Origin of the sequence: Mesorhizobium sp. WSM1497 (assembly GCF_001672455.2) — a bacterium.
Taxonomy (GTDB): domain Bacteria; phylum Pseudomonadota; class Alphaproteobacteria; order Rhizobiales; family Rhizobiaceae; genus Mesorhizobium; species Mesorhizobium ciceri.
Window position 1 is genome coordinate 2,395,848 of sequence record NZ_CP021070.1, and the last position, 24,260, is coordinate 2,420,107.

General features: G+C 63.3%; 25 protein-coding genes. 9 read left to right on the forward strand and 16 right to left on the reverse strand.

Translation table 11 applies throughout. The annotated features are described in order from the left end of the window. Positions 1-104: 104 nt before the first annotated feature. The gene (locus tag A9K65_RS11590; RefSeq protein WP_064994505.1) at positions 105-1,235 is read right to left on the reverse strand and encodes a hypothetical protein; all 1,131 of its coding nucleotides are present in this window, start codon (positions 1,233-1,235) and stop codon (positions 105-107) included. A 6-nt stretch (positions 1,236-1,241) separates the two neighbouring features. After that, positions 1,242-1,676 carry a DUF4383 domain-containing protein gene (locus A9K65_RS11595; RefSeq protein WP_013530043.1) on the reverse strand — a complete coding sequence of 145 codons (435 nt, stop codon included), beginning with the start codon at positions 1,674-1,676 and terminating at the stop codon, positions 1,242-1,244. 859 nt (positions 1,677-2,535) lie between these two features. Here A9K65_RS11595 and A9K65_RS11600 point away from each other — a divergent pair. Then, the gene (locus A9K65_RS11600; protein ID WP_063168825.1) at positions 2,536-3,474 is read left to right on the forward strand and encodes a diacylglycerol kinase family protein; all 939 of its coding nucleotides are present in this window, start codon (positions 2,536-2,538) and stop codon (positions 3,472-3,474) included. A gap of 79 nt (positions 3,475-3,553) precedes the next feature. Here A9K65_RS11600 and A9K65_RS11605 read toward each other — a convergent pair whose 3' ends face one another. From A9K65_RS11605 to A9K65_RS11615, 3 genes are read right to left on the reverse strand one after another with little or no spacing between them, the layout of a single operon-like run. Then, complete coding sequence (locus A9K65_RS11605; RefSeq protein ID WP_064994506.1) at positions 3,554-4,471, reverse strand: NAD(P)-dependent oxidoreductase; 918 nt, start codon at positions 4,469-4,471, stop codon at positions 3,554-3,556. Next, the gene (locus A9K65_RS11610; RefSeq protein WP_013530046.1) at positions 4,468-5,679 is read right to left on the reverse strand and encodes a mandelate racemase/muconate lactonizing enzyme family protein; all 1,212 of its coding nucleotides are present in this window, start codon (positions 5,677-5,679) and stop codon (positions 4,468-4,470) included. The genes A9K65_RS11605 and A9K65_RS11610 overlap by 4 nt, the downstream gene beginning before the upstream one ends. Then, positions 5,676-7,292: a GMC family oxidoreductase N-terminal domain-containing protein gene (locus A9K65_RS11615; protein WP_064994507.1), complete on the reverse strand. Its 1,617-nt coding sequence runs from the start codon at positions 7,290-7,292 to the stop codon at positions 5,676-5,678. Before A9K65_RS11615 ends, A9K65_RS11610 begins: the two co-directional genes overlap by 4 nt. A gap of 239 nt (positions 7,293-7,531) precedes the next feature. Between A9K65_RS11615 and A9K65_RS11620 the strand changes: the two genes are divergently transcribed. Beyond that, complete coding sequence (locus A9K65_RS11620) at positions 7,532-8,473, forward strand: phosphoribosylaminoimidazolesuccinocarboxamide synthase (RefSeq protein WP_064994508.1); 942 nt, start codon at positions 7,532-7,534, stop codon at positions 8,471-8,473. Positions 8,474-8,837: 364 nt separating this feature from the next. Beyond that, entirely contained in the window at positions 8,838-9,233 is a 396-nt protein-coding gene (locus A9K65_RS11625) for an acyl-CoA thioesterase (protein ID WP_064994509.1), read from the forward strand. A gap of 470 nt (positions 9,234-9,703) precedes the next feature. Here A9K65_RS11625 and A9K65_RS11635 read toward each other — a convergent pair whose 3' ends face one another. Continuing rightward, positions 9,704-10,072, reverse strand: coding sequence for a helix-turn-helix domain-containing protein (locus A9K65_RS11635; RefSeq protein WP_024504168.1), 369 nt, complete (start codon positions 10,070-10,072; stop codon positions 9,704-9,706). 89 nt (positions 10,073-10,161) lie between these two features. On the opposite strand from A9K65_RS11635, the gene A9K65_RS11640 reads away from it, so the two are divergent. Beyond that, complete coding sequence (locus A9K65_RS11640; protein WP_064994510.1) at positions 10,162-10,767, forward strand: NADPH-dependent FMN reductase; 606 nt, start codon at positions 10,162-10,164, stop codon at positions 10,765-10,767. A gap of 60 nt (positions 10,768-10,827) precedes the next feature. Here the strand turns inward: A9K65_RS11640 and A9K65_RS35925 are convergent, their stop codons facing one another. Continuing rightward, positions 10,828-11,136 (reverse strand): MBL fold metallo-hydrolase, encoded by a 309-nt coding sequence (locus tag A9K65_RS35925; protein ID WP_245322110.1) that lies wholly within the window; start codon positions 11,134-11,136, stop codon positions 10,828-10,830. After that, complete coding sequence (locus tag A9K65_RS35930) at positions 11,096-11,725, reverse strand: MBL fold metallo-hydrolase (protein WP_245322037.1); 630 nt, start codon at positions 11,723-11,725, stop codon at positions 11,096-11,098. Before A9K65_RS35930 ends, A9K65_RS35925 begins: the two co-directional genes overlap by 41 nt. Positions 11,726-11,917: 192 nt before the next feature. Between A9K65_RS35930 and A9K65_RS11650 the strand changes: the two genes are divergently transcribed. After that, positions 11,918-12,844 carry a DMT family transporter gene (locus tag A9K65_RS11650; RefSeq protein WP_024504166.1) on the forward strand — a complete coding sequence of 309 codons (927 nt, stop codon included), beginning with the start codon at positions 11,918-11,920 and terminating at the stop codon, positions 12,842-12,844. A gap of 10 nt (positions 12,845-12,854) precedes the next feature. Here the strand turns inward: A9K65_RS11650 and A9K65_RS11655 are convergent, their stop codons facing one another. Next, positions 12,855-13,883: an alpha/beta hydrolase gene (locus tag A9K65_RS11655; RefSeq protein WP_244506855.1), complete on the reverse strand. Its 1,029-nt coding sequence runs from the start codon at positions 13,881-13,883 to the stop codon at positions 12,855-12,857. On the opposite strand from A9K65_RS11655, the gene A9K65_RS11660 reads away from it, so the two are divergent. Further along, positions 13,882-14,478 (forward strand): CGNR zinc finger domain-containing protein, encoded by a 597-nt coding sequence (locus tag A9K65_RS11660; protein ID WP_064994511.1) that lies wholly within the window; start codon positions 13,882-13,884, stop codon positions 14,476-14,478. The two genes, A9K65_RS11655 and A9K65_RS11660, sit on opposite strands and share 2 nt — an antisense overlap. A gap of 54 nt (positions 14,479-14,532) precedes the next feature. On the opposite strand, the gene A9K65_RS11665 is transcribed toward A9K65_RS11660, so the two are convergent. Next, positions 14,533-16,041 carry a winged helix-turn-helix domain-containing tetratricopeptide repeat protein gene (locus A9K65_RS11665; RefSeq protein ID WP_064994512.1) on the reverse strand — a complete coding sequence of 503 codons (1,509 nt, stop codon included), beginning with the start codon at positions 16,039-16,041 and terminating at the stop codon, positions 14,533-14,535. 139 nt (positions 16,042-16,180) lie between these two features. Between A9K65_RS11665 and A9K65_RS11670 the strand changes: the two genes are divergently transcribed. Then, the gene (locus tag A9K65_RS11670) at positions 16,181-16,423 is read left to right on the forward strand and encodes a hypothetical protein (protein WP_084016058.1); all 243 of its coding nucleotides are present in this window, start codon (positions 16,181-16,183) and stop codon (positions 16,421-16,423) included. Positions 16,424-16,451: 28 nt separating this feature from the next. Here A9K65_RS11670 and A9K65_RS11675 read toward each other — a convergent pair whose 3' ends face one another. Both A9K65_RS11675 and A9K65_RS11680 read right to left on the reverse strand, forming a co-directional pair. After that, positions 16,452-17,762: a hemolysin family protein gene (locus tag A9K65_RS11675; protein ID WP_027162121.1), complete on the reverse strand. Its 1,311-nt coding sequence runs from the start codon at positions 17,760-17,762 to the stop codon at positions 16,452-16,454. 75 nt (positions 17,763-17,837) lie between these two features. Further along, positions 17,838-18,752, reverse strand: a complete 915-nt coding sequence (locus tag A9K65_RS11680; protein ID WP_027162120.1) for a LysR family transcriptional regulator — start codon at positions 18,750-18,752, stop codon at positions 17,838-17,840. A 127-nt stretch (positions 18,753-18,879) separates the two neighbouring features. Between A9K65_RS11680 and A9K65_RS11685 the strand changes: the two genes are divergently transcribed. Beyond that, a complete protein-coding gene (locus A9K65_RS11685) occupies positions 18,880-19,902 on the forward strand; it encodes an NAD(P)-dependent alcohol dehydrogenase (protein WP_064994513.1) in 1,023 nt (340 codons plus the stop codon). An 11-nt stretch (positions 19,903-19,913) separates the two neighbouring features. Here the strand turns inward: A9K65_RS11685 and A9K65_RS11690 are convergent, their stop codons facing one another. The 4 genes from A9K65_RS11690 to A9K65_RS11705 form a co-directional block, all read right to left on the reverse strand. Beyond that, positions 19,914-20,621: an LssY C-terminal domain-containing protein gene (locus tag A9K65_RS11690; protein WP_064994514.1), complete on the reverse strand. Its 708-nt coding sequence runs from the start codon at positions 20,619-20,621 to the stop codon at positions 19,914-19,916. A 74-nt stretch (positions 20,622-20,695) separates the two neighbouring features. Next, the gene (locus tag A9K65_RS11695) at positions 20,696-21,502 is read right to left on the reverse strand and encodes an extensin family protein (RefSeq protein WP_027162117.1); all 807 of its coding nucleotides are present in this window, start codon (positions 21,500-21,502) and stop codon (positions 20,696-20,698) included. A 116-nt stretch (positions 21,503-21,618) separates the two neighbouring features. Beyond that, a complete protein-coding gene (locus tag A9K65_RS11700) occupies positions 21,619-22,752 on the reverse strand; it encodes an extensin family protein (RefSeq protein ID WP_064994777.1) in 1,134 nt (377 codons plus the stop codon). Between the two features lie 132 nt (positions 22,753-22,884). Beyond that, complete coding sequence (locus tag A9K65_RS11705; RefSeq protein ID WP_013530064.1) at positions 22,885-23,310, reverse strand: DUF3775 domain-containing protein; 426 nt, start codon at positions 23,308-23,310, stop codon at positions 22,885-22,887. Positions 23,311-23,453: 143 nt separating this feature from the next. Between A9K65_RS11705 and A9K65_RS11710 the strand changes: the two genes are divergently transcribed. Then, positions 23,454-23,993, forward strand: coding sequence for a tetratricopeptide repeat protein (locus A9K65_RS11710; protein ID WP_013530065.1), 540 nt, complete (start codon positions 23,454-23,456; stop codon positions 23,991-23,993). Positions 23,994-24,260 lie beyond the last annotated feature (267 nt).

The following is a 24,260-nucleotide window of genomic DNA, read 5'->3' on the forward strand; positions in this document are numbered from 1 at the left end:
CCATTCCTTCGCGCGCGAACAAGGCGGGATTTGGCCGCGATTGTGGAATGGGCGTGACGGAGCCCAGGAAATGCGTAATCTTGGCCGGGCGTGACCGAAAGGCCTCAGTAATCGTAGACGTGTTCGAGCCTGGCGCCTGACTTGATCAGCGCCGGCAGCACGACATGCAGCTTGCGCACGGCGACGGTCATTCCCGTGCGGCGCGTTGCCGGATCTGCCGGCAGCGGATAGCTGAACAGGATGCGCATGCCTTCGGGGATGGCGATCGAATCGGTGGAAAGCACGGTGACCATGATCTCGTCATTGCCGCCGATCTCAACGAAGGACACGCCCTTGTCGATCAGCCGCGGGATCATTTCGGTGAAGACCTGATAGCGCCTGGTGACGAAGACGGTGCCATCAGCGCCCAGATCGCGTTCGAGCCAGGTGTCGGGCTCGTTGCGCGTGGCTTCGCCGACGGGCCCCTTGGCCCAGACATGGATGTCGAGCAAGGCGGGGTCCATCGTGGCAGCGAGGGCTTTTTTTATCAGGTCGGCATAGCCCTGCTTGATGGTGTCGGCGAGGCCGAACGCCAGCTTGCGTTCGCTGGTGCGGATCGAGCTGTCGCCCGGCGCCGGCTGCACGGCAAACAGGCCGGCACGCTTGTCGGCATACGGGAACTGATACCAGGGCACCTGGTCGAGAAACGCGGCATAGTCCGCCGCGACCTTGGCCTGATAAATGTCGGCGGCGGTGCGCTTGGCCGTTGTCGCCTCGGTGATGCGGCCGACCGTGTTCTCATAGGCCCACTGCAATATATGCTCGATCGAGTGGCTGGTGCCGATGATGACCAGCATCTGGTGGTTGGCATAGTTGAACTTGTAGGGAGCGCTGGCGCGGATGACCATGGCGTAGTCCTGCCAGAAGCGGCCGATATAGGACCAGTAGGGGAAGCCGCTCGGCTGGTCCTTGTCGACGAAGCCGGCATATTCGCGCGCGGCGTAGACGATCGCCCATTCCGGATAGGTGAGGAAGGTCGATTCCTCCGGCCGCTGGTAGCCGGGGATCTCGGCGCGGACCTTGTCGGCCAGCGCCTTGGGCGGGGCGCCGTCGGCAATGCCGGGCAGCGGCGTCTTGTCGAGCGACGACGTCGTCAGGAAGCCGTAGCTCAGCCCGGCGATCGGGATGAGGATGACGACGACGATCAGCCAGAGGATCGTCTTGATGAGGCGCTTCAGCCAGCGGAACAGGAACATGCCCGATCAGGCCGTGGCGAAGTGGTCGTGTACGCGCCTGGCCAGCCGGAAGCCGACATAGACGGCGAAGCCGCCAATGACGATGTGCGGCAGGTTGGCGAAGAAGCGGGCCGGGAATTCGATATCGTTGAGAGAGCGGAAGCCGTTGATGAAGATACCGGCATCGAGGCAGCCGGAACCGGTGACCAGCCCGAGCACGCCGTCGAAAAGGTAGACCGAGCCGAACAGCTTGAAATAGAACACTGCCTGGCGGTGCGAGATGAAGGCGGCGGCCAGCGCCCAGACGCCGGAGAAGGCGTGCAGCAGATCATCGTACCATTGCAGCGAGAACAGGCCGAACAGATTGCCGTCGGCATCGTTGAAGGCCGGTATGTAGCCGATGGCGACGACGCCGAAGAACAGGAAGGCATAGGCAACGGCAAGCTTCTGGACGAGCGTCATGAAGTATCCCCCTTCTACAAGCCCATTTGTAAACGCTACTCTGCCGGCCGCCTGACGCGGTTTTCTGCGCTTCCGATGCTCACGGACTCAAAGGTCCGCTACGCTTCGGTTCTCGAAAACCACGCCATCCGACTCGGCAGAGCGCGTTTTCAAACGGGCTCTGACCAGGCGATACTAACCGATTTTAGCGCGTGGAGAAGCGGCGCTCGCAAGATCGCCGCCAAAGGGCATCGGGGGGCCAAAAAGACAGTCGGCGCCGGGATTTCTCCCAGCGCCTCCCTGTCAGATCAGGACACGGTCGCGGCAGCAACTTCCGTAAAGTCGTCGCGCCTTGCCGGCCTTGATTTTGACGGTCCTGCCAGTCCGCCGCCCGAGAGCAGCGTCCGTTCGGGACCACGCCGGTCTCCACCCTTGCGAGCTTTGCCCTGCGCACCATCGAAGGTTTTTGCCGTCCTTCATGGCAGCATCGGTCCGCCGTCGGCGTTGGCACGCTTTCCGCGGCCCCGTAGGTCTCGGCTCCGTCCCTCGAAACAGGCAAGCCTGCTCTCGCTTCGGGCCGTACGGGCCTCAGGAAATCCGCCTTTCACTTCGCCTTTCGGCTTGATGATCGGTAGCCGCCTGAGATGGGTTTAACGTACGCCGAGTAAGGGTCCTGGGGAATGGCCGCTGCCCTGTGGATAGCGGGATTACCGGGGATCGTTAGCCACAAACCGGGGAATTCGAGCGCCGGCTGCTTTAGACAGCCCGCCCGCTTTTTTGCGTACGAGCCGACAGCGCCCCTTGCTCCGCCGGTGGTCGCGGGCTTCAATGCCGGCAAAGGATCGGACCTGCATGTCCGGCGCCGGGGAGGGCGGGTATTTTGAAAGTCGGAGTGGTTCTCAACCCGATTGCCGGTGGCGGCCGGCTGAAACGGCATTGGCCTGATGTTGCCGTGTCGCTGAAAAAGCATTTCGGCGAATTCGAGCTGCGCGAAACGCAGGCCGAAGGCGATGCCGAAAGGCTGGCAATCGATCTCGCAATGATTGGCTTCGATCTGGTGATTGCGGCCGGCGGTGACGGCACCGCCAGCGAAGTGGCCGACGGGCTTCTGCAGGCGGCCCAGGAGAGCGGCCGGATCACTGAACTTGGCCTGTTGCCGTGCGGCACCGGCATCGATTTCGCGCGCGGGCTCGGCCTGCCGAAAGAGGTGGATGCCGTGCTGAAGCGGTTGGCCGAAGCCAAGGGTCGCAAGGTCGATGCCGGGCGCATCGGCTACATCGACGATCACGGCGCGCTGGCCAGCCGGCACTTCATCAACATCGCCAGTCTGGGACTTTCCGGCGCCACCGACCGCGCCGTCAATGCCGACAAGCGCAAGGGCAGGATGTCGGCCAAGGCACTGTTCCTGTGGCGCACCGTGGTGGAGTTCATCCGCTACCGTTTTCAGGACGTCAGGATCACGGTCGACGACGGCGCACCCGTCGAAGCGCGCATGGCGCTGGTGGCGGTCGCCAATGGAAAGTTCTTTGGCGGCGGCATGATGATCGCGCCGGATGCCGACCTGACCGACGGGCAGTTCGACATCGTCATCCTGCGCGCCGCCGGCAAGCTGAAGCTGATCTGGGACATCCGGCTGCTCTATGGCGGCCGGCACCGCAACCATCCGGCGATCACCATCCTGCGCGGCAGGAAAGTGGTGGTCGAGCCGCTCGGCGATGCGTCAGAGAATGGCGCCCTGGTCGATATAGACGGCGAGTCGCCGGGACGCATACCCGCGACCTTCGAGATCCTGCCGGGTGCATTGACGCTCAGATACTGAATCAAGCCGTTGACAGATTGATTCAGATGAATCCGCCCATCAATCCAACATCCTGAAATCGCTTGATAACTGGCTGATGTCAGAGTTCCAGCTTGGCCGGAAAACCGGGCGCGCGCAGGTCGGTATCGACGGCATCCTCGAGCAATTTGACGATCTGGGTGGACCAGGCGCTGCCGCCATATTCCTGTTTGCCCATCTGGAAAATCTCACTCACAAGCGGCGCCAGTTGGAGCGGCAGTCTGAATTCCCTGCCCATCGCCAGCGCGAAGCCGAGGTCCTTCAGCGCCAGGTCCATGGTGAAGCCGATGTCGTAGGAGCCGTTGAGGATGAGCTGGCTTTCGGTCTCGTGGACGAAGCTGTTGCCGGAGGAGGCTGAGATGGCATGGTAGGACTGGGCGAGGTCGAGCCCGCCCTGTTTCGCCAGCATCAGCGCCTCGCCGGCGGCGACGAGATGGATGAAGGCGAGCATGTTGGTGATCACCTTGATCACCGCCGCCGAGCCGACCGGACCCATCAGGAACGACTTTGCGCACATCGCCTCGATGGCCGGCCGATGACGTTCGTAGAGCGCTGGATCGCCGCCGACCAGCGCGGTGATCTTGCCAGCCGCCGCCAGATGCACGCCACCGGTGACCGGGCATTCCAGCGTCTCGACGCCCCTGGCCGAGGCGAGGGCCGCAAGGCGAAGAATCTCGTCGCGGCCGTTGGTGGACATCTCGATCCAGGTACCGCCCTTGGGAAGGCCCTCCAGCAATCCGCCGGGTCCGGCCAGCACCGCTTCGCTGACCTTGGGCGAAGGCAGGCACGTGATGGCATTGCCGGCCCGGGCGGCGGCCTCGGCCGGGCTGCTCGCGGTAGTGGCGCCGAGCGCCACCAGGCGCTCGGCGGCGGCCGGATCGCGGTCGAAGACGGTGACGGCAAAGCCGTTGCGGATCAGGCTGGCGGCAAGGTTGCCGCCGAGATGGCCAAGCCCGATGAAGGCGTAGCTCTTGCTCACGGCATCAGCGGCGTCTGCATCATCTGCAGATGCAGGTCCTTGCCCGTATAGGGGTGCGCGTCGCAGACCGCTTCGTTCAACTCGACGCCGAGGCCGGGCTCCTTCGAGGGGATGACATTGCCGTCCTGCCACTCGATCTTCTTCTTCAAGAGCGTGGCGTGGAAACCGTCCCACTGCTTCAGCGATTCCAGGATGAGGAAATTGGGCAGCGTCACCGCCAGCTGGATGTTGGCCGCACCGACGATCGGCCCGCAATAGCAGTGAGGGGCGATCTGGATGTGGTAGGCCTCGGCCATCGCCGCGATCTTCTTGGTTTCGAGAATGCCGCCGGAGCGGCCGAGGTCCGGCTGCAGGATGGTCGCGGCGCGGTTCTCGATGACGCGGGCGAACTCGAACTTGGTGGTCAGCCGTTCGCCGGTGGCGATCGGGATCGAGGTCGCGCGGGCCACTTGCGCCATGACCTCAGGCATGTCAGGCGGCACCGGCTCCTCGAACCACAAGGGATCATAGGGTTCGATGGCGCGCGCCATGCGCAGCGCGCCGGACGCTGTGAACTGGCCGTGCGTGCCGAACAGGATGTCGGCGCGGGTGCCGACCGCCTCGCGGATCGCCTTGATCATGCGGGTGGACAGGTCGATATCGACAAGACGCGGCTGGTGGCCGTCGAAGGCGGTGTAGGGGCCGGCCGGGTCCAGTTTGACGGCGTTGAACCCCTGTTCGACATATTCGAGCGCGCAGGCGGCGGCGAGATCGGGGTCGTTGTAGACGTTCTTGCCGTGCGCATCCTCGGAGTGGACGCTGCCGGTGTGCGGATAAAGATAGGTGTAGGAACGCAGCGTTTCGTGCACCTGGCCGCCGAGCAGTTTGTAGACCGGCTTGTCGGCCTCCTTGCCGATGATGTCCCAGCAGGCCATTTCCAGCGCCGAGAAGCAGCCCATGCCTGACACGTCGGGCCGCTGGGTGAAGCCGGACGAATAGGCGCGGCGGAAGAAGTTCTCGATGTCGTGCGGATCGCGGCCGACGAGATAGCGCTCGGCCATGTCCTCGACCATCCGGGCGGTAACATGGGCGGAGAAGGTGGCGTTGTAGGCTTCGCCATAGCCGACGACGCCGCCATCGGTGGTCAACTTGACGAAGATGAAATACTTGCCGCCGATGCCGGGCGGCGGATTGTCGACAACCCAGGTCTTGACGTCGGTGATCTTCATTTTTGGTCCTCCAGAACCAGTTCGGCGCCCTTCCAACCGGTCATGATCGAGGCGGCGTTGGTGTTGCCGGTGATGTTGTCGGGGAAGATCGAGGCGTCGATGACGCGCAGGCCGTCGATGCCGTGCACCTTGAGACGCGGGTCGACGACGGCGCGCGCCGGATCGGGCCCCATGCGGCAGGTCGAGACCGGATGATAGACGGTGCCCGAGCGCTTCCTGAAATCCTGAATCAGGTCTGCATCGGAAGTGATTGACGGGCCTGGCAAAACCTCTTCCTCGATGATCTCGGCCATGGCAGGCATCGAGGCGATCTTGCGGACGAATTTCACCGCCGCCAGCATCTCCTCGACATCGGCATTGGTGGAGTAGGCATTGGCCGTTATCCTGGGGTACTCGCGCGGATTGGCCGAGCGGATCATGATCTCGCCACGGCTCGACGGGCGGCAGTTGGACAGGCCGATGGAAAAGCCCGGCCATGGGTCGGGCGTCAGGATGGGACGCTCGCCGCTCTTGGGAATGACGGTCGAGAATGCCTGGAAATAGAGCTGCATGTTGGGCCGCGTCGCCGCCGGGTCGGTGCGGAAGAAGCCACCGGCATTGTTCATCGACAGCGACAGCGGGCCCGAACGGGTCAGGATATATTGCATGCCGACCAGCAGCTTGCCCCACCAGGGACGCAGCGTCTGGTTGAGCGTCGGCAGCTTGCCCTTGAAGGTGTAGTTGATGCCGACATGATCCTGCAGATGCGCGCCGACATTCTCGTTGGCGTGGACCATCCGGATGCCCAGGCCTTTCAGCAGCGCGGAAGGCCCGACGCCGGACAGCTGCAGCAATTGCGGCGAGTTGACCGAGCCGCCCGACAGGATGACTTCGCGACCGGCACGCGCCGACTTCGTCTCGCCGTTCTGCTGGTATTCGACACCGACGGCGCGCTTGCCCTCGAACAGCACCCTGGTCGCCAGCGCCTTCATCTCGACGCGGACGTTGGCGCGCTTCATCGCCGGGCGCAGGAAAGCGCGCGCCGCCGACATGCGGCGGCCGTTGCGGGTCGAGATCTGGTAGACGCCGACGCCTTCCTGGGCAGCGCCGTTGAAATCCGGGTTGAGGGGCAGGCCGGCCTGCTGGCCGGCGGCGAGATAGCGTTTGGTCAGCGGGTGGACGGCGCCCGAACAGTCTGTGACATGCAGCGGGCCGCCGACGCCGCGCCATTGGTCCGCGCCGGCCTGGTTGTCCTCGAGCGCCTTGAAGGCGGGCAGCAGATCGTCATAGCCCCAGCCGGGATTGCCGGCGGCGGCCCAGGCATCGAAATCCTCGCGCGCGCCCCTGATCCAGACCATGGCGTTGATCGAGCTCGAACCGCCGAGCAGCTTGCCGCGCGGCCAGTGGTCGGCATTGCCGGCGAGCCCCGGGTCCGGCTCGGCCTTGTAGTTCCAGTTGACGTCGGGATCGAAGAAGGTCTTGCCGTAGCCGAGCGGCATCTGCACGTAGAAGCGGCGGTCGCTGCCGCCGGCCTCCAGCACCAGCACCGAGAAGCGCCCCGAGGCCGACAGTTTTTCAGCCAGGACCGAGCCGGCCGAGCCGGAGCCGACGATGATGAAATCATAGGTCTGCATGATGGAAATGGGAGGCTCCGAAAAATTGGCTGCAGCCTAGACGCGACGGCATTCCGAAGTCGCCGCGCCATCCGGCATCAGTTGTGAAAAAAGCGACCGTCGAACCGATCAGGTTTGCGGGGATTCCCGACAATCGCGCTTGATATCTATCGTCCCGACAGCCTATGCGATGGCACTATCTTGGCGCATAACTTTTCGGAATTATGCTCTGGCCCACTCTGCGGAAGGCAGGAAATCATATGCGGACCCTCCCTGACGCGTTCATTCCCGAACTGCCGGGCCACTACAGCGGCAAGGTCCGCGAAAACTACGATCTGGCGGATGGCCGGCGCATCATCATCGCCACCGACCGGCTCAGTGCCTTCGACATCATCCTGACCTCGATCCCCTACAAGGGAGAGATACTGACCCAGACGGCGCGCTACTGGTTCGAGGAAACCGCCGATATCTGTCCGAACCATGTTCTCGAATACCCCGACCCGAACGTCGTCGTCGGCACGAGGCTCGACATCCTGCCGGTCGAGATCGTCGTGCGCGGCTATCTGGCGGGAACCACCAGCACCTCGATCCTGACGCGCTACAAGCGCGGCGACCGCGACATGTACGGTATCCGCCTGCCGGACGGCCTGCGCGACAATGAAAGACTGGCCGAGCCGATCATCACGCCGACCAGCAAGGCCGCGCATGGCGGCCATGACGAGCCGCTGTCGAAAGCCGAGATCCTCGAACAGGGTCTTCTCACGCAGGCGCAGTGGGACACCGTGTCCGGCTACGCTTTGCGGCTGTTCGCCCGCGGCCAGCAGCGCGCCACCGAGCGCGGCCTGATCCTGGCGGACACGAAGTACGAATTCGGCACCGACAGGAACGGGACCATCATTCTTGCCGATGAAATCCACACCCCGGACAGCAGCCGGTACTGGATCGCATCGAGCTACGAACAGGCGCTCGCCGACGGCAGCCGGCCGGAGAGTTTTGACAAGGATTTCGTCCGGTCGTGGGTCTCGGCGCGCTGCAACCCCTACAGCGACCCGATACCTGAGATACCGGCCGAGATCGTCGAACAGGCCTCGCATGTCTATGCGCAGGCCTATGAGGCGATCACCGGCAAGGAGTTCTCGCCGGACCTTTCCGGGAACAGCGTGCTCGATCGTATTCGCACGAACCTCAGGCGCTATTTCTGATCGATCTTCGCCGGGTGATGCGAACTGCCGTCCCATGGCCATGCCCAGGGTCTACGAACTCGGGTTAACCGGTCCTCGGAACCTTCGCCGGTGTGTTGGCTGACGGAGCAAACGAAAACCCGCCTGTGCGGCGGGTCACTGGCGCAAATCAGCACCATAGGCAAAAATGTACCATAGCTGAGGGCACCCAGTCAAGAAAAAATTCCTATCGTGAAAAAGGTGCCCGGCAAAAAGGCTGCCGACACCGCGCGCCGGCTGTCGCAGGTCTTTGCCAGTCCGAGCCTGTGGCCATGCCGTGGCTCGTTGACCTTCTGGCGCCGTGACGATACGGATCGAGGGCAGCCAGTCTCGAAGGATTTCTCGCATGGTGCACCACGCTGAAGGACGGCCGCTTGGCGATCTGACGCTGCGCACCCTGGCCATGCCTTCGGACGCCAATGCGGCGGGCGACATCTTCGGCGGCTGGGTGATGGCGCAGATGGATCTGGCCTGCGGCATCCGCGCCGCCGAGCGCGCCAAGGGCCGCGTGGTGACGGCGGCGGTCAAGGAAATGTCCTTCGCCAAGCCGATGAAGATCGGCGACACGCTGTGCATCTACACGCATGTCGAGCGCGTCGGCCGCACCTCGATGACGCTCAAGGTCGAAGCCTGGGCGCAGCGCTACCTCTCCGACCTGATGGAGAAGGTCACCCATGCCGATTTCGTCATGGTGGCGCTGGACGGCGAGGGCAAGCCGAAAGCGGTTCCCGCCGAAGGCTGACGCAAGCCGTTTCTCCCAGGCTTGGTCATTTGTAACAGCGCCCGTGCGGGAGGCGCTTTTCGTGACATCCAACGGTTGCCTCCATGCCCGATCCTGCTGCAATCGGAGGAGAGACAATGCGTCAACATCTGCTGAACGGTTGGCTCGTGGCGGCCCTGGTCGCGACGACCTGTCTGCTCGGCGTGACCGCTTACGCGGAGGTGAAGGAAGACATCTCGCGCGTCGCCTGCACGCGTGGAGGACAGGCTCCTGGCGAGCGGGGCGCACGGTGTGATACCTGTGCCGCCGCGCGATGTGATGTGCGCGCATCAGGAGCCTGAGCGGCAGCCGTCAGGGGACCGCATGAGCGGCAATCCGCCAGCCAAACCGGCGCGTGCATTCGGTTCAACGATCCGCGCAGCCGAGATAGAATCTCCGATCAGGCAAGCCGGAAGTGCGTGCGGGGTTGAATCCCTTGCGGCGAAAGGGTTTCAGACGCGGGCGCCGTCGAATTTTTCGCGCGCCGCCTTGACGCGCATGGTGTTGGCGCGCGCCCATTCGCTCAGTGCGCTGACGGGGATCAGCAGCTCGTGGCCGAGCTCGGTCAGCTCATAATCGACGCGCGGCGGAATGGTAGGAAACACGGTGCGGGTGACGAAGCCGTCACGCTCCAGTCCGCGCAAGGTGGTGGTCAGCATCTTCTGCGAGATGCCGCCGACGGCTGCGCGCAATTCGTTGAAACGCAGCGGTCCGTCGCCCAGCTTGCCGACGACCAGAACGGTCCATTTGTCGCCGACGCGCTGCAGGATTTCCGAGATGGCGCGGCAGTCTTCAGAGCGGTGTGGGTGCCTCGGTAACAAAAAAGTGCCTTCTTGTGCATCGCGTTTGCAGTATCTCATATAGCGCAGGTATCCAAATGATACCAGTACTTCGTGCAAGGAGAGCCTTTATGTCCAAACCCAGAATTGCCATCGTCGTCGGATCGACGCGCGCCGCTCGTTTCGCCGATGTGCCAACCCAGTGGATCGCCAAGATCGCCAAGTCGCATGCCGACATCGATGTCGAGATCGTCGACCTTCGCGACTTCCCGCTGCCGTTCTTCGACGAGGTCGCATCCTCCGCATGGGCGCCGTCGCAGAACGAAGTGGCACAGCGCTGGCAGAAGAAGGTCGCCGAATTCGACGGCTTCATCTTCACCGCCGCCGAATACAATCATGGCCCGACCGCCGTGCTGAAGAATGCCATCGACTACGCCGCCAATGAATGGAACAAGAAGCCGGCCGGCTTCGTCGGCTATGGCAGCGTCGGTGGCGCTCGCGCCGTCGAACAGCTCCGCCTTCATGCCGTCGAATTGCAGATGGCGCCGGTCAAGTCGGCCGTCCATATCGCCTGGGGCGATTTCCTCGCCGTCCGCCAGGGCGAGAAGAAGCTGGAAGACCTCGAGCATCTGAACCAGGCCGCCACAGCTCTGGTCAACGACGTTGCCTGGTGGGCCAAGGTGCTCAAGGCAGCGCGTCAGGCCGACGCCGTCGCCGAGGAAGTCAAGGCGGCCTGACCGCCGGTTCGAATTATCCTCCCAAGGATCCGGGGCGGCGCTTGCGCCGCCCTTTTTCAATTATAACGGCTCAAACCGAAAGCTGGCGCCGGATCGGACGACGCGGCCGACACCGGGCGAATCCAGATGCGCGCCGGCAACGAAACAATGATCGTCGGCAGCAAGCGCCAGCAACCGCAACCGGCTTTCGCGCGCCTGGTCCTGATCGGCATCGAATTCCCACGTCACCTCAGGTCGATCGAACTGAAGCGATGGGACGTGAACGGTGTCGCCCCAAATCAGAATGCGTTCGCCACCGCTCGAAACACGAAAGCAGCTGTGTCCCGCTTCATGGCCATGGGCTTCGACAATGTCGACATCTGTCCCGATACGGGTCTCCGGCTTCGAAGGGTTCCGCCATGCCGTGAAATCGTTCGAGCCGCGCTTCGGCGCGAAAAAAGCCGAGTTCTTCCCCGGGAACGAGCAAGCGCGCCAGGCGCGGGAAAGCGTCGCGGCCGTCGGCAAGCACAAGACCGTGGATGTGGTCGAGATGGGTGTGGGTGAAACAGACGGCACGAACTCGTCCGGCATCGATGCCAGCTTCGTCCAGCGCCTCGGGAAGTCGGCCCATGGTGGGATGCCAGGCGTTCGAGGTACCGGTATCGATCAGGATGATTCCGTCTCCATCGTCAATCGCGAAGGCATTGACGGACAGTCTGAGTTGACCATCAACCAATGCGACTTGTTGCGGCAATTCATCGCCAAATGGCTTGTCGCCGGGTTGCCGAAGCCGTCCGATCGGCATGTCGACATAGCCATCGCGCAAGGAGGTGATGCGCAAGTCACCAAGATCGTAGGTCTGATAAAGGTCGCCCGAAGCCATGCGGTGCATTTTTTCCGATCCGTTCTGCAGACAACCGGCAACATGCGACGGGCCAGCTGCGTCGGCAACCCGCCCCGTCAATTCGATCTGTGCCATGTGTGCGTGCGTCGCCTGCCGTGGCCGGATGATGCAGTCGGCGAGGCGGTCCGTTTCGTTCAACTCGCCGGCATGGTGCTGATACCCTGATGTCACGATAGCCTCGGCCCAATCGGGGTTGGACTGCTACATCGACCGGGCTGCCATCTGGTCGCGCCCTTTGCCCTGGTATATCCGGCTGCGATCCGTCACATGAGTGAAGCCGTGAAGACATCCAGCCCGACCGGCGCCGTTTCCCCGATGATCCCGGTGCTCGTATGCGCGCTTGCGATCTTCCTGCTGTCCGGGATGGATGCGGCGATGAAGATCCTGGTCATCGCGGTCGGGGTCTACAACACCTTGCTGTGGCGCAGCATGGTCGCGGCCGTGGTCGCGGGCGCAGCCTGGTTGGCGGGACCACGCTTAAAGCCGACCATTCCGGTGCTGAGGCTGCATGCGCTGCGTGCCGCAATTGTCGGCGTCGTGCTGATATCCTTCTTCTGGGGCTTGGCCAGGCTGCCGCTCGCGGAGGCGATCGGGCTCAGCTTCGTGGCGCCCTTGTTTGCGCTGTTTCTCGCCGCGCTGCTGCTGGGCGAACGGATCCGACGCCAGGCTGTCTGGGCATCGTTGGCCGGCATCGCCGGCGTCGCCATCATCATGGCCGGCCAGTTCGGGCAGGCAGACTATTCGCAGGACGCCATGCTCGGCACGGCAGCGGTGCTCGTGTCGACGGTGTTCTACGGATACAATCTGATCCTCGCCCGGCAACAGGCGCAGTTGGCCAAGCCGATCGAGATCATGCTGTTCCAGAACCTTTGCGTTGCCATCCTGCTCGGCCTCGCGGCACCCTGGCTCGCCGTCGCCCTGCCGAGCGATCTTTGGCTTCCTTTGGCCGGGGTGACGGTGCTGTCGCTCGCCGGGCAATTCCTGATGAGCTGGTCCTACGCCCGCGCCGAAGCGCAATATCTGATCCCGACGGAATACTCGGCCTTCATCTGGGCGGTCGCGCTTGGCTGGTTCTTCTTCGGCGAGGAGGCGACCTGGACCACGCTGACGGGAGCGTGCCTGATCGTCGCCGGCTGCCTGATCGCCGCGCGGGCCAATCCCAGGCTTGCCGAGCCCATCGAAGTGGCGGTTTGAACGTCGACGTTCAACGCCCCGCAGGATCGCGAAATACCCCAGTCTCCACCTCGTGCATGAAGTGAGCGATGAGAGCCGCGCATTGGCGATGATGCGTTTCGAGAAGCATGTGCCCGCTCTCAAAGACATGGATTTCGACGGCGTCGAGATCGCGGCTGTAGGCCATGATCTCGTCCAGCGCGAAGAAGGCGTCGTGGCGCCCCCACAGCACCAGGCATGCTGGCTGTTGATCGCGGAGATAGGCCTGGATGGCCGGGAAGCGCGCGATGTGCGAGCCATAATCGGTGAAGAGTTCGAACTGAATGTCGGTGTTGCCGGGCCTCGCCAGGCGCTCCGTATCGAGATACCAACCCTCGGGCGGAAACAACACTTTCAGACGCTCGGGGAGACCGCCGATATATTGGTTTCGGGTCCCCTCGAAATTCATCCAGTCCGGCAGTTTGGCGCGGTTTTCTTCAGTCGGTTCGGCGAAGAACGCCTTCGGCGCGTCCCATTCCGGTCCCAGCCCCTCGTCATGAGCGTTGCTGTCCTGGGCGATCAGGCCGAGGATGCGATCCGGCCGCCGTGTGGCGAGATGATAGCCGACGGGCGTGCCGAAGTCAGTGATGTGGAGGAAGAATCGCTGGAGGCCGAGGGCCTCGATGAAGGCTTCGATCGTGCTGGCCAGGTTGTCGAACGTGTAGTCATAGGCATCGATGGAAGGGGCGGACGAAAAGCCGAAACCGGGCAGGTCCGGCGCCACCACATAGGCTGTCTCCGCCAGCGGTTCGATGACATTGCGATAGACGTGCGACGAAGTCGGATATCCGTGCAGCAGCAGGATTGCCGGTCTGCCGGGATCGCCGGCATGACGGTAGAAGATGTCGAGGCCGTCGACATTGATGGTTTCGTGGCGGGTCTTGTAACGATTGCTGCACATCCTCTCCCTCCCAGGGGTTCCGCGCCGATCTGGCGACGCGCTGGCTTTGACACCACGTATCCGTATGATAGTGGTTACATCATGTAACCGTATAATCCGGTTAATGAGGTTATGTTCCATGGGCGATGCATACACCGAATGGGTACCGGATCACTTCATAGGCGGGCATCCCGCTTTGGACCTGTCGAACGCCGTGTTCGACCGGCGGGCGCCGGCAGCAGACAATGAACTCTTCAAGTCCGTCCGGGATGTTGCGAACTGGTTCAGCGCCTCAGGGCTTGCCGACGATCGCCAGGCGCAGGCCGTTGCCGAGATAGCGGATGGGCGGTTCGTGGAAGGGGTCCGCGAAATGCGGGAGGCGTCATTTCAGGTTTTCGATCCAATCGCCGCGGGCAAACCGTCTGCGGTCGAACCGCTCGGCGTGTTGTTCTCGCGCACGGCAAGCTCGCTTGCCGCCGGGTCTATCGAGCTGGATGGCACCAGGCCGGAGCTTGCCCTTGGCCGGTGGCGCGATCCGGACGCCGTCACCGCGTTGCTGGCCATGCTGTCCATCCAAGCGTTCTTCACCCTGCCGCGCGACAGGCTGCATTCCTGCCCTCGCTGTGGCTGGCTTTTCCTCGATACGTCGCGAAGTGGCAAGCGGCGCTGGTGCAGCATGCGCACCTGCGGCAACCGCGAGAAGGCGTCGCGCCACCGAGATCATACCGACGTCTAGACTGGGTTAGCGCACCACGTCGCCTTTGCTGCGGGTGGGCCGGATGCCGGCGCGTCACTCCGGAAGACCGGCCTTGCGAAAGCCATCGACGAAATGCTCGAGCGTAGCGGCGTCGCGGAATGGCTCGGTCCTCGCCCAGTGATGGGTTGTGAAATGCGGGTTGCCGACGAGGAACAGTTCAGCCTCTGCGCGCGCCTCGTCGAGCCGGCCGAGTTGGGCCATGCTTGCCGCCAGGAAACGGCGTGAGCTTGTGCGATAGGTCTCGTCACGGCGCAACGTCTCGATAGCGGCTTGGTAGTCGCGCGCCGCATATTGCGCCTGGCCGAGCGTCAGATAGTACCAGCTCGCCGGAAACGGGTTCAGCCGGAACGCCTTGCCGATGTGCTCGAGGCCCTCTTCGACCCGTCCGGCCAGGACCGCGATGTCGGACAATGCCGCCCAGGTGTCGGCCTCGTTCGGGTCGAGCTCGATCGCTTTGGCGAATTCCGCATCCGCTTCAGTGAAGCTGCGCTCATAAGCAAGCAGATAAGCCAGGATCCAGCGACAACCGGCGTCGTTGGGATCGATCGCCACCGCCTTGCGCGCCAGCTCCAGGGCAACGCTGCGGGCAGCCTCGGTTGGTCCGCCCCAATGCACCTGTCCCATCCAGTGGTTCATGGCAAGCCAACGATAGGGCTCGGCATAATCAGGATCGAGCGACACCGCGCGCGTCAGCATCAGATGCGCTTCCTGCGCCATCTGCGGCGAGTCGTCGATCAGCTTTCGCGCCCGCACGCAGAGGTCGTAGGCCTCCAGATTTCGCGGCCGATTGCGCGGCGGCGGCGCGCGCAGCCGGCCAAGCAGCGCTTCCACGATCTTGGCTGTCACCTCGTCTTGAACGGCAAAGATATCCTCCAGGCCGCGATCGAAGCGTTCCGCCCACAGATGATCGCCACTCATCGCGTCGACCAGCTGTGCGTTGATGCGCACGCGCCCCGCGGCGCGTCTTGCACTGCCTTCCAACAGGTAGCGCACGCCAAGATCCCCGGCGATCTCGCGCACGTCCATCGCTTTTCCCTTGTAGGCAAAGGTCGAGTTGCGGGCGATGACGAACAGGCCGGAGATTCTGGACAGGTCGGTGATCAGGTCTTCCGTCAACCCATCCACGAAGGGATCCTGCTCGGGATCGTTGCTGAAATTGACGAAGGGCAGCACGGCTATCGACGGTTTGTCGGGCAGCGGCAAGGGTTTTCGCCTGGCCTCGCCCAGCTGTTCGACGGCCCCCGTGAAACGGTAGCCGACGCGCGGAACGGTGGATATCCATTCGCCGTTGTCGCCGACGGGGCCAAGCAGCTTGCGCAGCTGCGCGATCTGGACGGTGAGATTGCCTTCCTCGACGGCCGTGCCCGGCCACGCGGCGTCCATCAGTTCGGCTTTTCCGAGGATTTCGCCGGGCCGCCCGACGAGTGCCGCAAGCAGGCTCAGCCCGCGATAGCCGACGGCAACGGGGACATCGTTCCGAAGCAGCGTTCCCGCACGCGGATCAAGCACGAACGGACCAAAGGCAAAACGCGATCCCTGCATAGGCGCATCTATAGGGCCGCTCTAGCTCGTTTGGAAGTTTTGGGAACTATTTGGGAGGGCTTAATTACGGCGCCGTCCGTATCGCGCAGAATTCAACCTCATCGAGAGCCCCAGGCCCTCAAACCATATGGAGGTTGCCATGACCAATACCCACACTTGTGCAGCGCGGCCGGGAACGCCCGTGCGGGCGGCATCGCGCCGGCTCCTGAAGACCCTGCGAAGCATCATCGCGAGCTGGCACGATCGGACCTGGCGCGAGCGGATACGCTTTCGCTGGCAGCTCAGGCAAATGTCGAAGGACAATCCGCATCTGATCGACGATATCGGCCTGACGATACAGCAGGTCGAGGGAGAGATCGCCAAGTCCTTCTGGGAACGATAGAGCGAAATGCCGCAAATCGCGTCGACCGTCAGCGCACCGCCTCGCGATGGGCGCCGGCCAGGCGGGTGGCGATCAGCTTGTCGATGCGGCGGCCGTCGAGATCGACCACCTCGAAGCGCCAGCCCTGCGCGTCGACGCATTCGCCAGTCGCCGGCAGATGGTGCATATGCGACAGCACATAGCCGGCGACGGTTTCGTAATCGCGGTTTTCCGGCAGGTCGATGCCGAGAATGTCGGCCATCTCGTCGGCCTGCATGTAGCCGGCGAGCAGCCACGAGCCGTCCTCGCGCTTGACCGCGTTTTCCTCGTCGCCGGCGTCGGTGTCGGCGCGGAACACGCCGGTGATGGCTTCCAGAATGTCGGCCGGGGTGACGATGCCTTCGAAATGGCCGTATTCGTCATGCACCAGCGCCATCGGCACGTCGGATTCCTTTAGCTTCTGCAGCACATCGAGCGCGTCGGCCTGGTCGTAGACGATGGGGGCTGCGCGCACATGCCTGCGCGGATCGAGCACGCGGCCGGCAAGCAGTGCGGCCAGCACATCACGCGTCTGGACGACGCCGACCATGACGTCGACGCCGCCGTCGCCTGCCGGCAGGCGCGAATGCTGGGTTTCCATGAGCAGCTTGCGGATGGCCGCCTCGTCGGATTGCAGATTGATCCAGTCGACTTCGGTGCGCGGCGTCATCACCGCGCGCACGGCGCGGTCGCCAAGCCGCATGACGCCGGCGATCATGCGCCGCTCGTCGGATTCGATGGTGCCGTGATGCTCGGCCTCGGCGACCAGCATCTTGATCTCCTCGTCGGTGACCTTTTCCTCGCTTTCGCCGCGCTGACCGAGCAGCCACAATATGGTGCGGCCGGAGAAGTCGAGCAGGAAGACCAGCGGCGCCGACACCGTGGCGAGGATGGTCATCGCCGGAGCGACCCTGGCGGCGACCCGCTCGGGATCACGCAACGCGATCTGCTTGGGCACCAGCTCGCCGACGATCAGCGAGAAATAGGTGATGATAGCAACGACGATGCCGACGCCGAGCGGGTCGGCGACAGTCTCGCGGATGCCGGTCGAAGCCAGGAACTGCGCCAGCCGTTCGCCGAGCGTGGCGCCGGAAAAGGCGCCGGAGAGGACGCCGACCAAGGTGATGCCGATCTGCACCGAGGACAGGAACTTGCCGGGATTTGAGCCAAGATCAAGGGCGCGGCCGGCGCCATTGGTGCCGCGGTCGATCATCGCTTTCAGCCTGGCCGGGCGCGACGAGACGATGGCGAGCTCGGACATCGACAAAAGGCCGTTCACGCAGATGAGGACGACCACGATAGCGATTTCGACGTATAACATGAGCGGTCAATAGCATTGTGGCGCGGTCTTCGAAAATAGTCCGGCGTGATTTTTGAGAAATGACCGGTATTTCGCTCACGCGGCATCCCAGGGCGGCGCCGAAAAATGTTCGACGAGGGCGTCGACGACAACCCGCACCTTTGGCGTGAGCGCGCGCGTCACCGGCCAGACGGCATGCACGACGATGTTCTCGACCAGGCATTCCGACAGCACCATTTCGAGATCGCCGCTTTTGAGGCTGTCGGCGGCCAGCCATGTCGGCAGGAAGGCGATGCCGCAGCCGGCGAGCGCCGCATCCAGCATCGGTTCGCCATGGCCGAGAACGAGCCGCGCCTTGGGCACGAAGGTTGCGAGATGGCCGTCGGAATGTCTGATCACCCAGGGGCGGACGATGCCCTCGCGACCGTAGCCAATGACGCTGTGATCGGCGAGATCCTCGACCGATTGCGGCCGGCCATGCCTGTCGAGATAGTCGCGAGCCGCGCATATGGCCGAGCGCTGAGCGTAGAGGCGCCTGGCCGCTAGCGACAGGCTGTCGTCGAGTTCGCCCATGCGGATCGCCAGGTCGATGCCCTCCTCGATCAGGTCGACGCGGCGGTCATTGAAGGAGACTTCAACCGTCAGGTCCGGAAATTTCCTCGAAATCTCGAACAGCACGGGGGCGACGCAGCGTCGGCCGAAGGCCAGCGGCACGTCGACCCGAAGCCGGCCAGACGGGACCTGCCGACGCGAGGCGAGCAGCGACTGTGCGGCTTCGATCTCGGCCAGGGCCCGGACGCAGGCTTCATAGTAGCTGATGCCTTCGCTGGTCGGACTGAGACTGCGGGTGGTGCGGTTCAGCAAGCGAACGCCGAGCCTCTGCTCCAGCTGCGCGATCGATTTGCCGATCGCCGACTTCGTCACATGCAGCCGCTCGCCGGCGCTAGTGAAGCTGCCGGCCTCCACCGCCTGAACAAACGCAACGGTGCCTTGCAGGTCGGCCGTTTCCATGGCAATTTCCTATTGTCGACTTTTAGTCCGCAATCAGTGGCAAATTATACCGCACGGAAGCACTATTTTCTATAGTCGAAAGGCATAAATGTCCCGCCTGGCATCAATGCACGGAGCGCGAGACGACATGAGCACCCCAATCAACAGATCCTGGCAGATGAGCGGTTTTGGCCTGTCGAGGCTAAGCCAGGTGGAAGGCAAGGTGCCCGAGCCAGGGCCGCACGATTTGCTGGTGCGGACCAAGGCCGTATCGCTCAACTACAAGGACAAGATGATCGTGGACGGCGTGCTGATCCCCGACCTTGCCTTTCCCTTCGTGCCGACATCCGACGCGGTGGGCGAAGTGGTGGCCGTCGGCAGTGCGGTCAGCCGCTTTCAGGTCGGCCAGCGCGTGCTTGGCCAGGTGATCGCCGATTGGCCGGATGGCGACGCACCGCCGGTGCTGCATAAGCACACGCTGGGGTCGTCGCTGTCGGGTATGCTTTCCGATCATGTCATCTTCGGCGAGGACGCCGCGGTGCTGGCGCCGCTGTCGCTCGGCGACATCGAGGCCGCGACATTGCCGATCGCGGCGCTGACGGCCTGGTTCGCCATGGCCGAGGCGACCAAACCGGTGCCGGGTCAGACCATTCTGATCCAGGGCACCGGCGGCGTGTCGCTGTTTGCGCTGCAGTTCGCCACTGCGTTCGGCCTGCGCGCCATCGTCACCTCAAGCAGCGATGAAAAGCTTGAGCGGGCGAGAAAGCTTGGCGCCTGGCGAGGGATCAACTACCGCACGCAACCGGCCTGGGACGATGCCGCGCGTGAGCTGACGAACGGGCTGGGCGTGAACCACGTGCTGGAAATGGTCGGCGGCGACAATGCACGGCGATCTCTGAACGCGCTGGCCGCCGACGGCCGGCTGTCGATCATCGGCCTGCTGGGCGCGATGGAGCTCAGCTTTCCCATCCTGCCCTTCATGCGCAACCGCATCACCGTGCAGGGCCTGTCGATCGGCCATCGCCGTGCTTTCGAGCGTATGAATCAGGCGATCGAGGCGCTGGCGATCAAGCCGGTCATCGACAAGGTCTTTGGCTTCGATGAGGTGCCGCAGGCCTTGCAACATCTGGAGAAAGGGCCGTTCGGCAAGATCGTGATCACGACGACCTGACTTTTGCGATGTCATGGCAACTGCTTCAACACGCCGACAATTGCCTCGCCGTCCGTGAAATAGGGATCGCCGCCGCCATTGCGTCCCGCCTTGGTGGCGCCGACGCCCGATATGTCGCTGGTCGAGAGCAGCATGCCGGCAGTGGCCAGGTCGCGCATCAGGAAATCGCGCTCGGCGTCGATGTCGGGGCCGATATGGTGGGTGACGGCGCCGGTGTCGTGGCTGAAGCCGACGCCGCGATCGAAGCTGGCCGAGCCCAGCCACAGCGGCCGGCCATCGTCGCCGCTTGCATCGGTCTGCCAGAAGCGGACATGATGCCGTCGGTCGGCGCTGATGCCCTCCGGCTTTTCGAAGGCGAGATCCTGGGCACGGCCATCGAACAGCAGCTTGCTGACCGGCGCATCGGGATAGGGGTGGTCGAACAGCACGCTTTCACCGATCTCGATCGCGGTCTTCAGGGTGACGGCGTCGGCGGTGTCCCAGCCGGCGACGGCAAAGGCGTGGACCACCTCCTTCTGCGTGCCGACAAGGCCGACATTGATCGGGTCGCCCGGAATGCCTTGCGGCGTGTGCGTCAGCATCTCGAAGCGATGCGTGCGAAAACCTCGATCGCGGAACGTCCAGAATTCCGGTGCGGCGAAATAGGCGAGCGCCAGATACGCGGCCAACAAGGTCGCCGCCCAGATCATAATGCGTCGCCGAACGCTTCGTTGACTCATGAATGCCGCTCAAATGTTCCGGCATCACATTAGGCGTTGTCATGGCATTCAGGCAAAGGATACCCGGCACCGATCTAACGGCAGGCGCGATAACCGTTCTTGCGGTTCTTGATGTCGAAATGAAAATGGTTGCGGTGGTCGTAATTGTAGCCGGGGCCGAGCACGGTGGTGAAGTACTGGCAGCCGTCGGCGCGCACATTGTTGAGGAAGCCGCGGGTGCGGAAGGCGAACAGGCCGGGCTTGCGCACGTCGATGTCGTCGCCATTGTTGAGCTCGATGCTCATGACGTCGAGCGCATTGCCCTTGCCGTGTTCGGACAGGACGCCTTCGCCGGCAATCCGGCGGCAGGAATAGCTGGAGCCCTGGTGTATGGTCCTGACGCCGGAGAAATAACGCCAGCGGGCGGAGGGAACGAGTTCGTTCTTCGTCCAGCCGGCAAAGGTAGCTGCCATGTCGCAGGTCAGGGTTGCGGCGGGTTTCATCTGGATGTTGCCGATGGCCGAGACCTTGACCGGATAATCGATGCCGCACTGGCCTTCATGGATCGGCGCCAGGTCGGTGTAGGCGACATCGAGGCGCTTCAATTGCTGACGGCAGTCGGTTTCGCTGGCCGGCATCTGCTCGACGGGCGACATCGGCTCGTCCATGCGCGGATAAGCGGCCTGCGTCATGTACGGATTGGAAGGGACAAGCTTCTGCATCCCGGCATATTGCGGCACGGCAGCCGTCTGCGCGCCGACGTCGACGGCCGGCTGCAGCGACAGCACACTGCCGGTGTTGCAGGCGGAAAGCGCCGCCAGCGCCAGACCGGCGGTCAGCATTGCTGCATATTTTGACTGGCGCGCGGTGGCGAAAAACACGGCCCGAAATTTGCCGGCCATTGGCGGAATCCCGTTGATGGATATCCGGCATTTTAACGATCAAGGGTAAAGGAAAACTCAGCGTCCGCGTTCATGCCTGCGGCCGAATTGCGGCACGCGGCCTGGATCAGCCATGATCACTGGCAGAACGTTCCGCCATGACGGCGCGGTTCGAGATCGAGATGGAAATGCAGGGAATGATCGGCGTCGGCGCCTGGGCCGAGCACCGTCTTGAAGGGTCCGCAGGCGGCCTTGCGAACATTGTTGAGGAATTTGGCGTCTTTCTCCGGCGGCGCCGGGCCGACCTCGATCCTCTTGCCGTCCGACAGCGTGAAGCTGGCGATGTCGAGCGCGTTGCCGAACGCGTGTTCCGACAGTTTTCGTGTGCCGTTGCGTGGCCGGCAGACAAAAGCCGATGCCTGGCCGATCGATTTCAGGTCCGCACCGAATTCGGCTTTCGCCGCCGGCTGAATGACACCGGCGGCAAAATGCGCCGTTGCCTCGGCCATCTTGCAGTTGAGCTCGGTTCCGGGGGCAATCGCGATCGACTTTCCAAGGGTCTTCAGCACGATGGGGTAGGGAATCGAACAGCCGATTTCGGGCTGGCTTTCCGCCTTGTGCTCTTCGAATTCGACGCCGAGCGTCTTTAGCCGTTCGCGGCATGCGACTTCCTCGGCCGGCATTTTTTCATCTGGCACGTCGGCCGAGCGCGGATCGGGCAGCATCTTCTCCTCGTCCGCGTCCGCCGGCTTTTGCGGTGGCTGCGGGGCGACGGTTGGCGGCTGGGCCTCGGGTTCTGCAATGTCAGGCTTTCGTGTCGGCGTTGGCGCGACGTCCGGCGGCTCCGGCTCGTTTTCCCCGGTTGATGGCTCCGGAGCCAATGGCTCGGGACGTGCCTGCTTTTCCTGGTGGGATTTTTCTTCCTTGAAACGGTCGGGCGCTTCCGCGGCCTTCGGCCCTACGCGCTTTTGCTCCTCGATCTTTGCAGCTTCAGCCTTTGGTGCGTCCGCCGGGCGTGGTTCGGGCACCGGAATGCCGGGTTGGGTTATCGGAGTGCCGGGTTCGGGCACGGGAACATCGGCAGGCGAGGGCAGCGATGCCTGCGTTTTCTGCTGTGTCTGCTTTGGCGTGACCTGCCGGTGGCGCCGTGGTTTCAAACGCTTTCCGCCCCTTGGTTTCAGGGGCTGGTCGGCTCGTGGTGTCAGCGGCTGCTCGACCCGCGGCGTCGGGGGCTTATGATGCCGATGGCGATGTCTCGCCTCGACCGGCATCACCAGCAAGGCCGTGACGGCCACGGTCAACGCAATCCTGCATATTCGGGAAAAGACGATCGACCCCATCGCCCTCAACGGCGCCGACGCAAGGTGGTTGCCTTGGCCGCATCACGAACGGTAACCGCTCCGTTACGCACCGATCGCTTCCAGCCCTTCCTCCAGCCAGTCGGCGAGCAGCGGCATGCCAAGCAGGTATTTCGCGGTGCGCTTGTTGGCGCGTTCGCGCGCGGCGGCCAGCGCGTCCGCCCATTCGGTGGCGTCGTAGTCGCCGCGACCGACCCAGGCCAACGCGATCAGCTCGGCTGCTTCATCGACATTGAGGTCGTTGATCAGCTCGCGCAGCTCTTCTTCGGTCAGGTTCTCGGAGCTTTCCTCGGCAAGGCCGTCATGGTGATGGTTGACATGGGACTCGCCGTCGAGTTCGACCTCGTGCTCGGCGCCATCGGCATAGTCTTCATTGACGGCCGCACTCAGTGCCTTGGCCTTGAGGATGAACAGGCGCACCGTGTCGGGGCCGATCGAAAGCTCCCAGTCCTTTTCAAGCCGCCGCTGCAAGGGCCGTCTCCCTCAGGTCGTTTGCCGGATGATAGCGGATTTGCGGCATCCGTCACCTGATGTTCTCCCGCCCGCATTTTTCCGGGATGAAACGCAAGCCGACCGGCGTTAGTATTGCATTCTCACCCCTCCAGGAGGTTTCGATGCATAAAAGAATGCTGATCCAGGCTGCGACCGCGCTTCTCGCGCTGCAGTTCCTCGCTGTTCCCGTGTACGCCGCCGGCAGTGGCGGCAGCGGCGGTGACGAAACCGTCACCCAGTGCAAGAAGGGCCAGGTCTGGGACAAGAAGAAGAAAAAGTGCGTCGCGCCCCAGGAAGGCATGCTCGACGACGACAGCATCTATGATGCAGGCCACGCGCTGGCGATGGCCGGGCGCTATGACGAGGCGATTGCCGTGCTCAGCCTCGCCGCCAACAAGCAGGATCCGCGCATCCTCAACTATCTCGGCTATTCGCACCGCCATTCCGGCCGCGTCACCGTCGGCCTCGGCTATTACGAGGAAGCGCTGCGCATCGATCCGAACTACACGCTGGTGCGCGAATATCTCGGCGAAGCGCATCTGCAGATCGGCGATCTGGCCGGCGCCCAGCAGCAGTTGATGGAAATCGAGAAGCGGACCGGCAAGGGTTCGCGTGAATATGGCATGCTGGCCGAGCAGATCGACCATTTCATGAGAAGCTGAAAAGATCCCAGGGCTCTTCCAAGCGGCCGCGAGCGATCGCGGCCGTTTTTTGTTGCCCCCGGTCTCATTCATCGCCCCCGACTGATGAAAACGGGGATGATTTTAGCAAAACCGATTTTTGGGCGTGAAAAACCCGCTGACATTGCTATATTCAGGGAAATTGCGGTGAAACGGTTCCGTAAGCTCGAGGCTGCCGGACCCGTTTTCTTTTTGTACCCATCGACAAGGCTTTCCCCGATACGCGGGGGTGGCAGCAGGAAAGGCAGG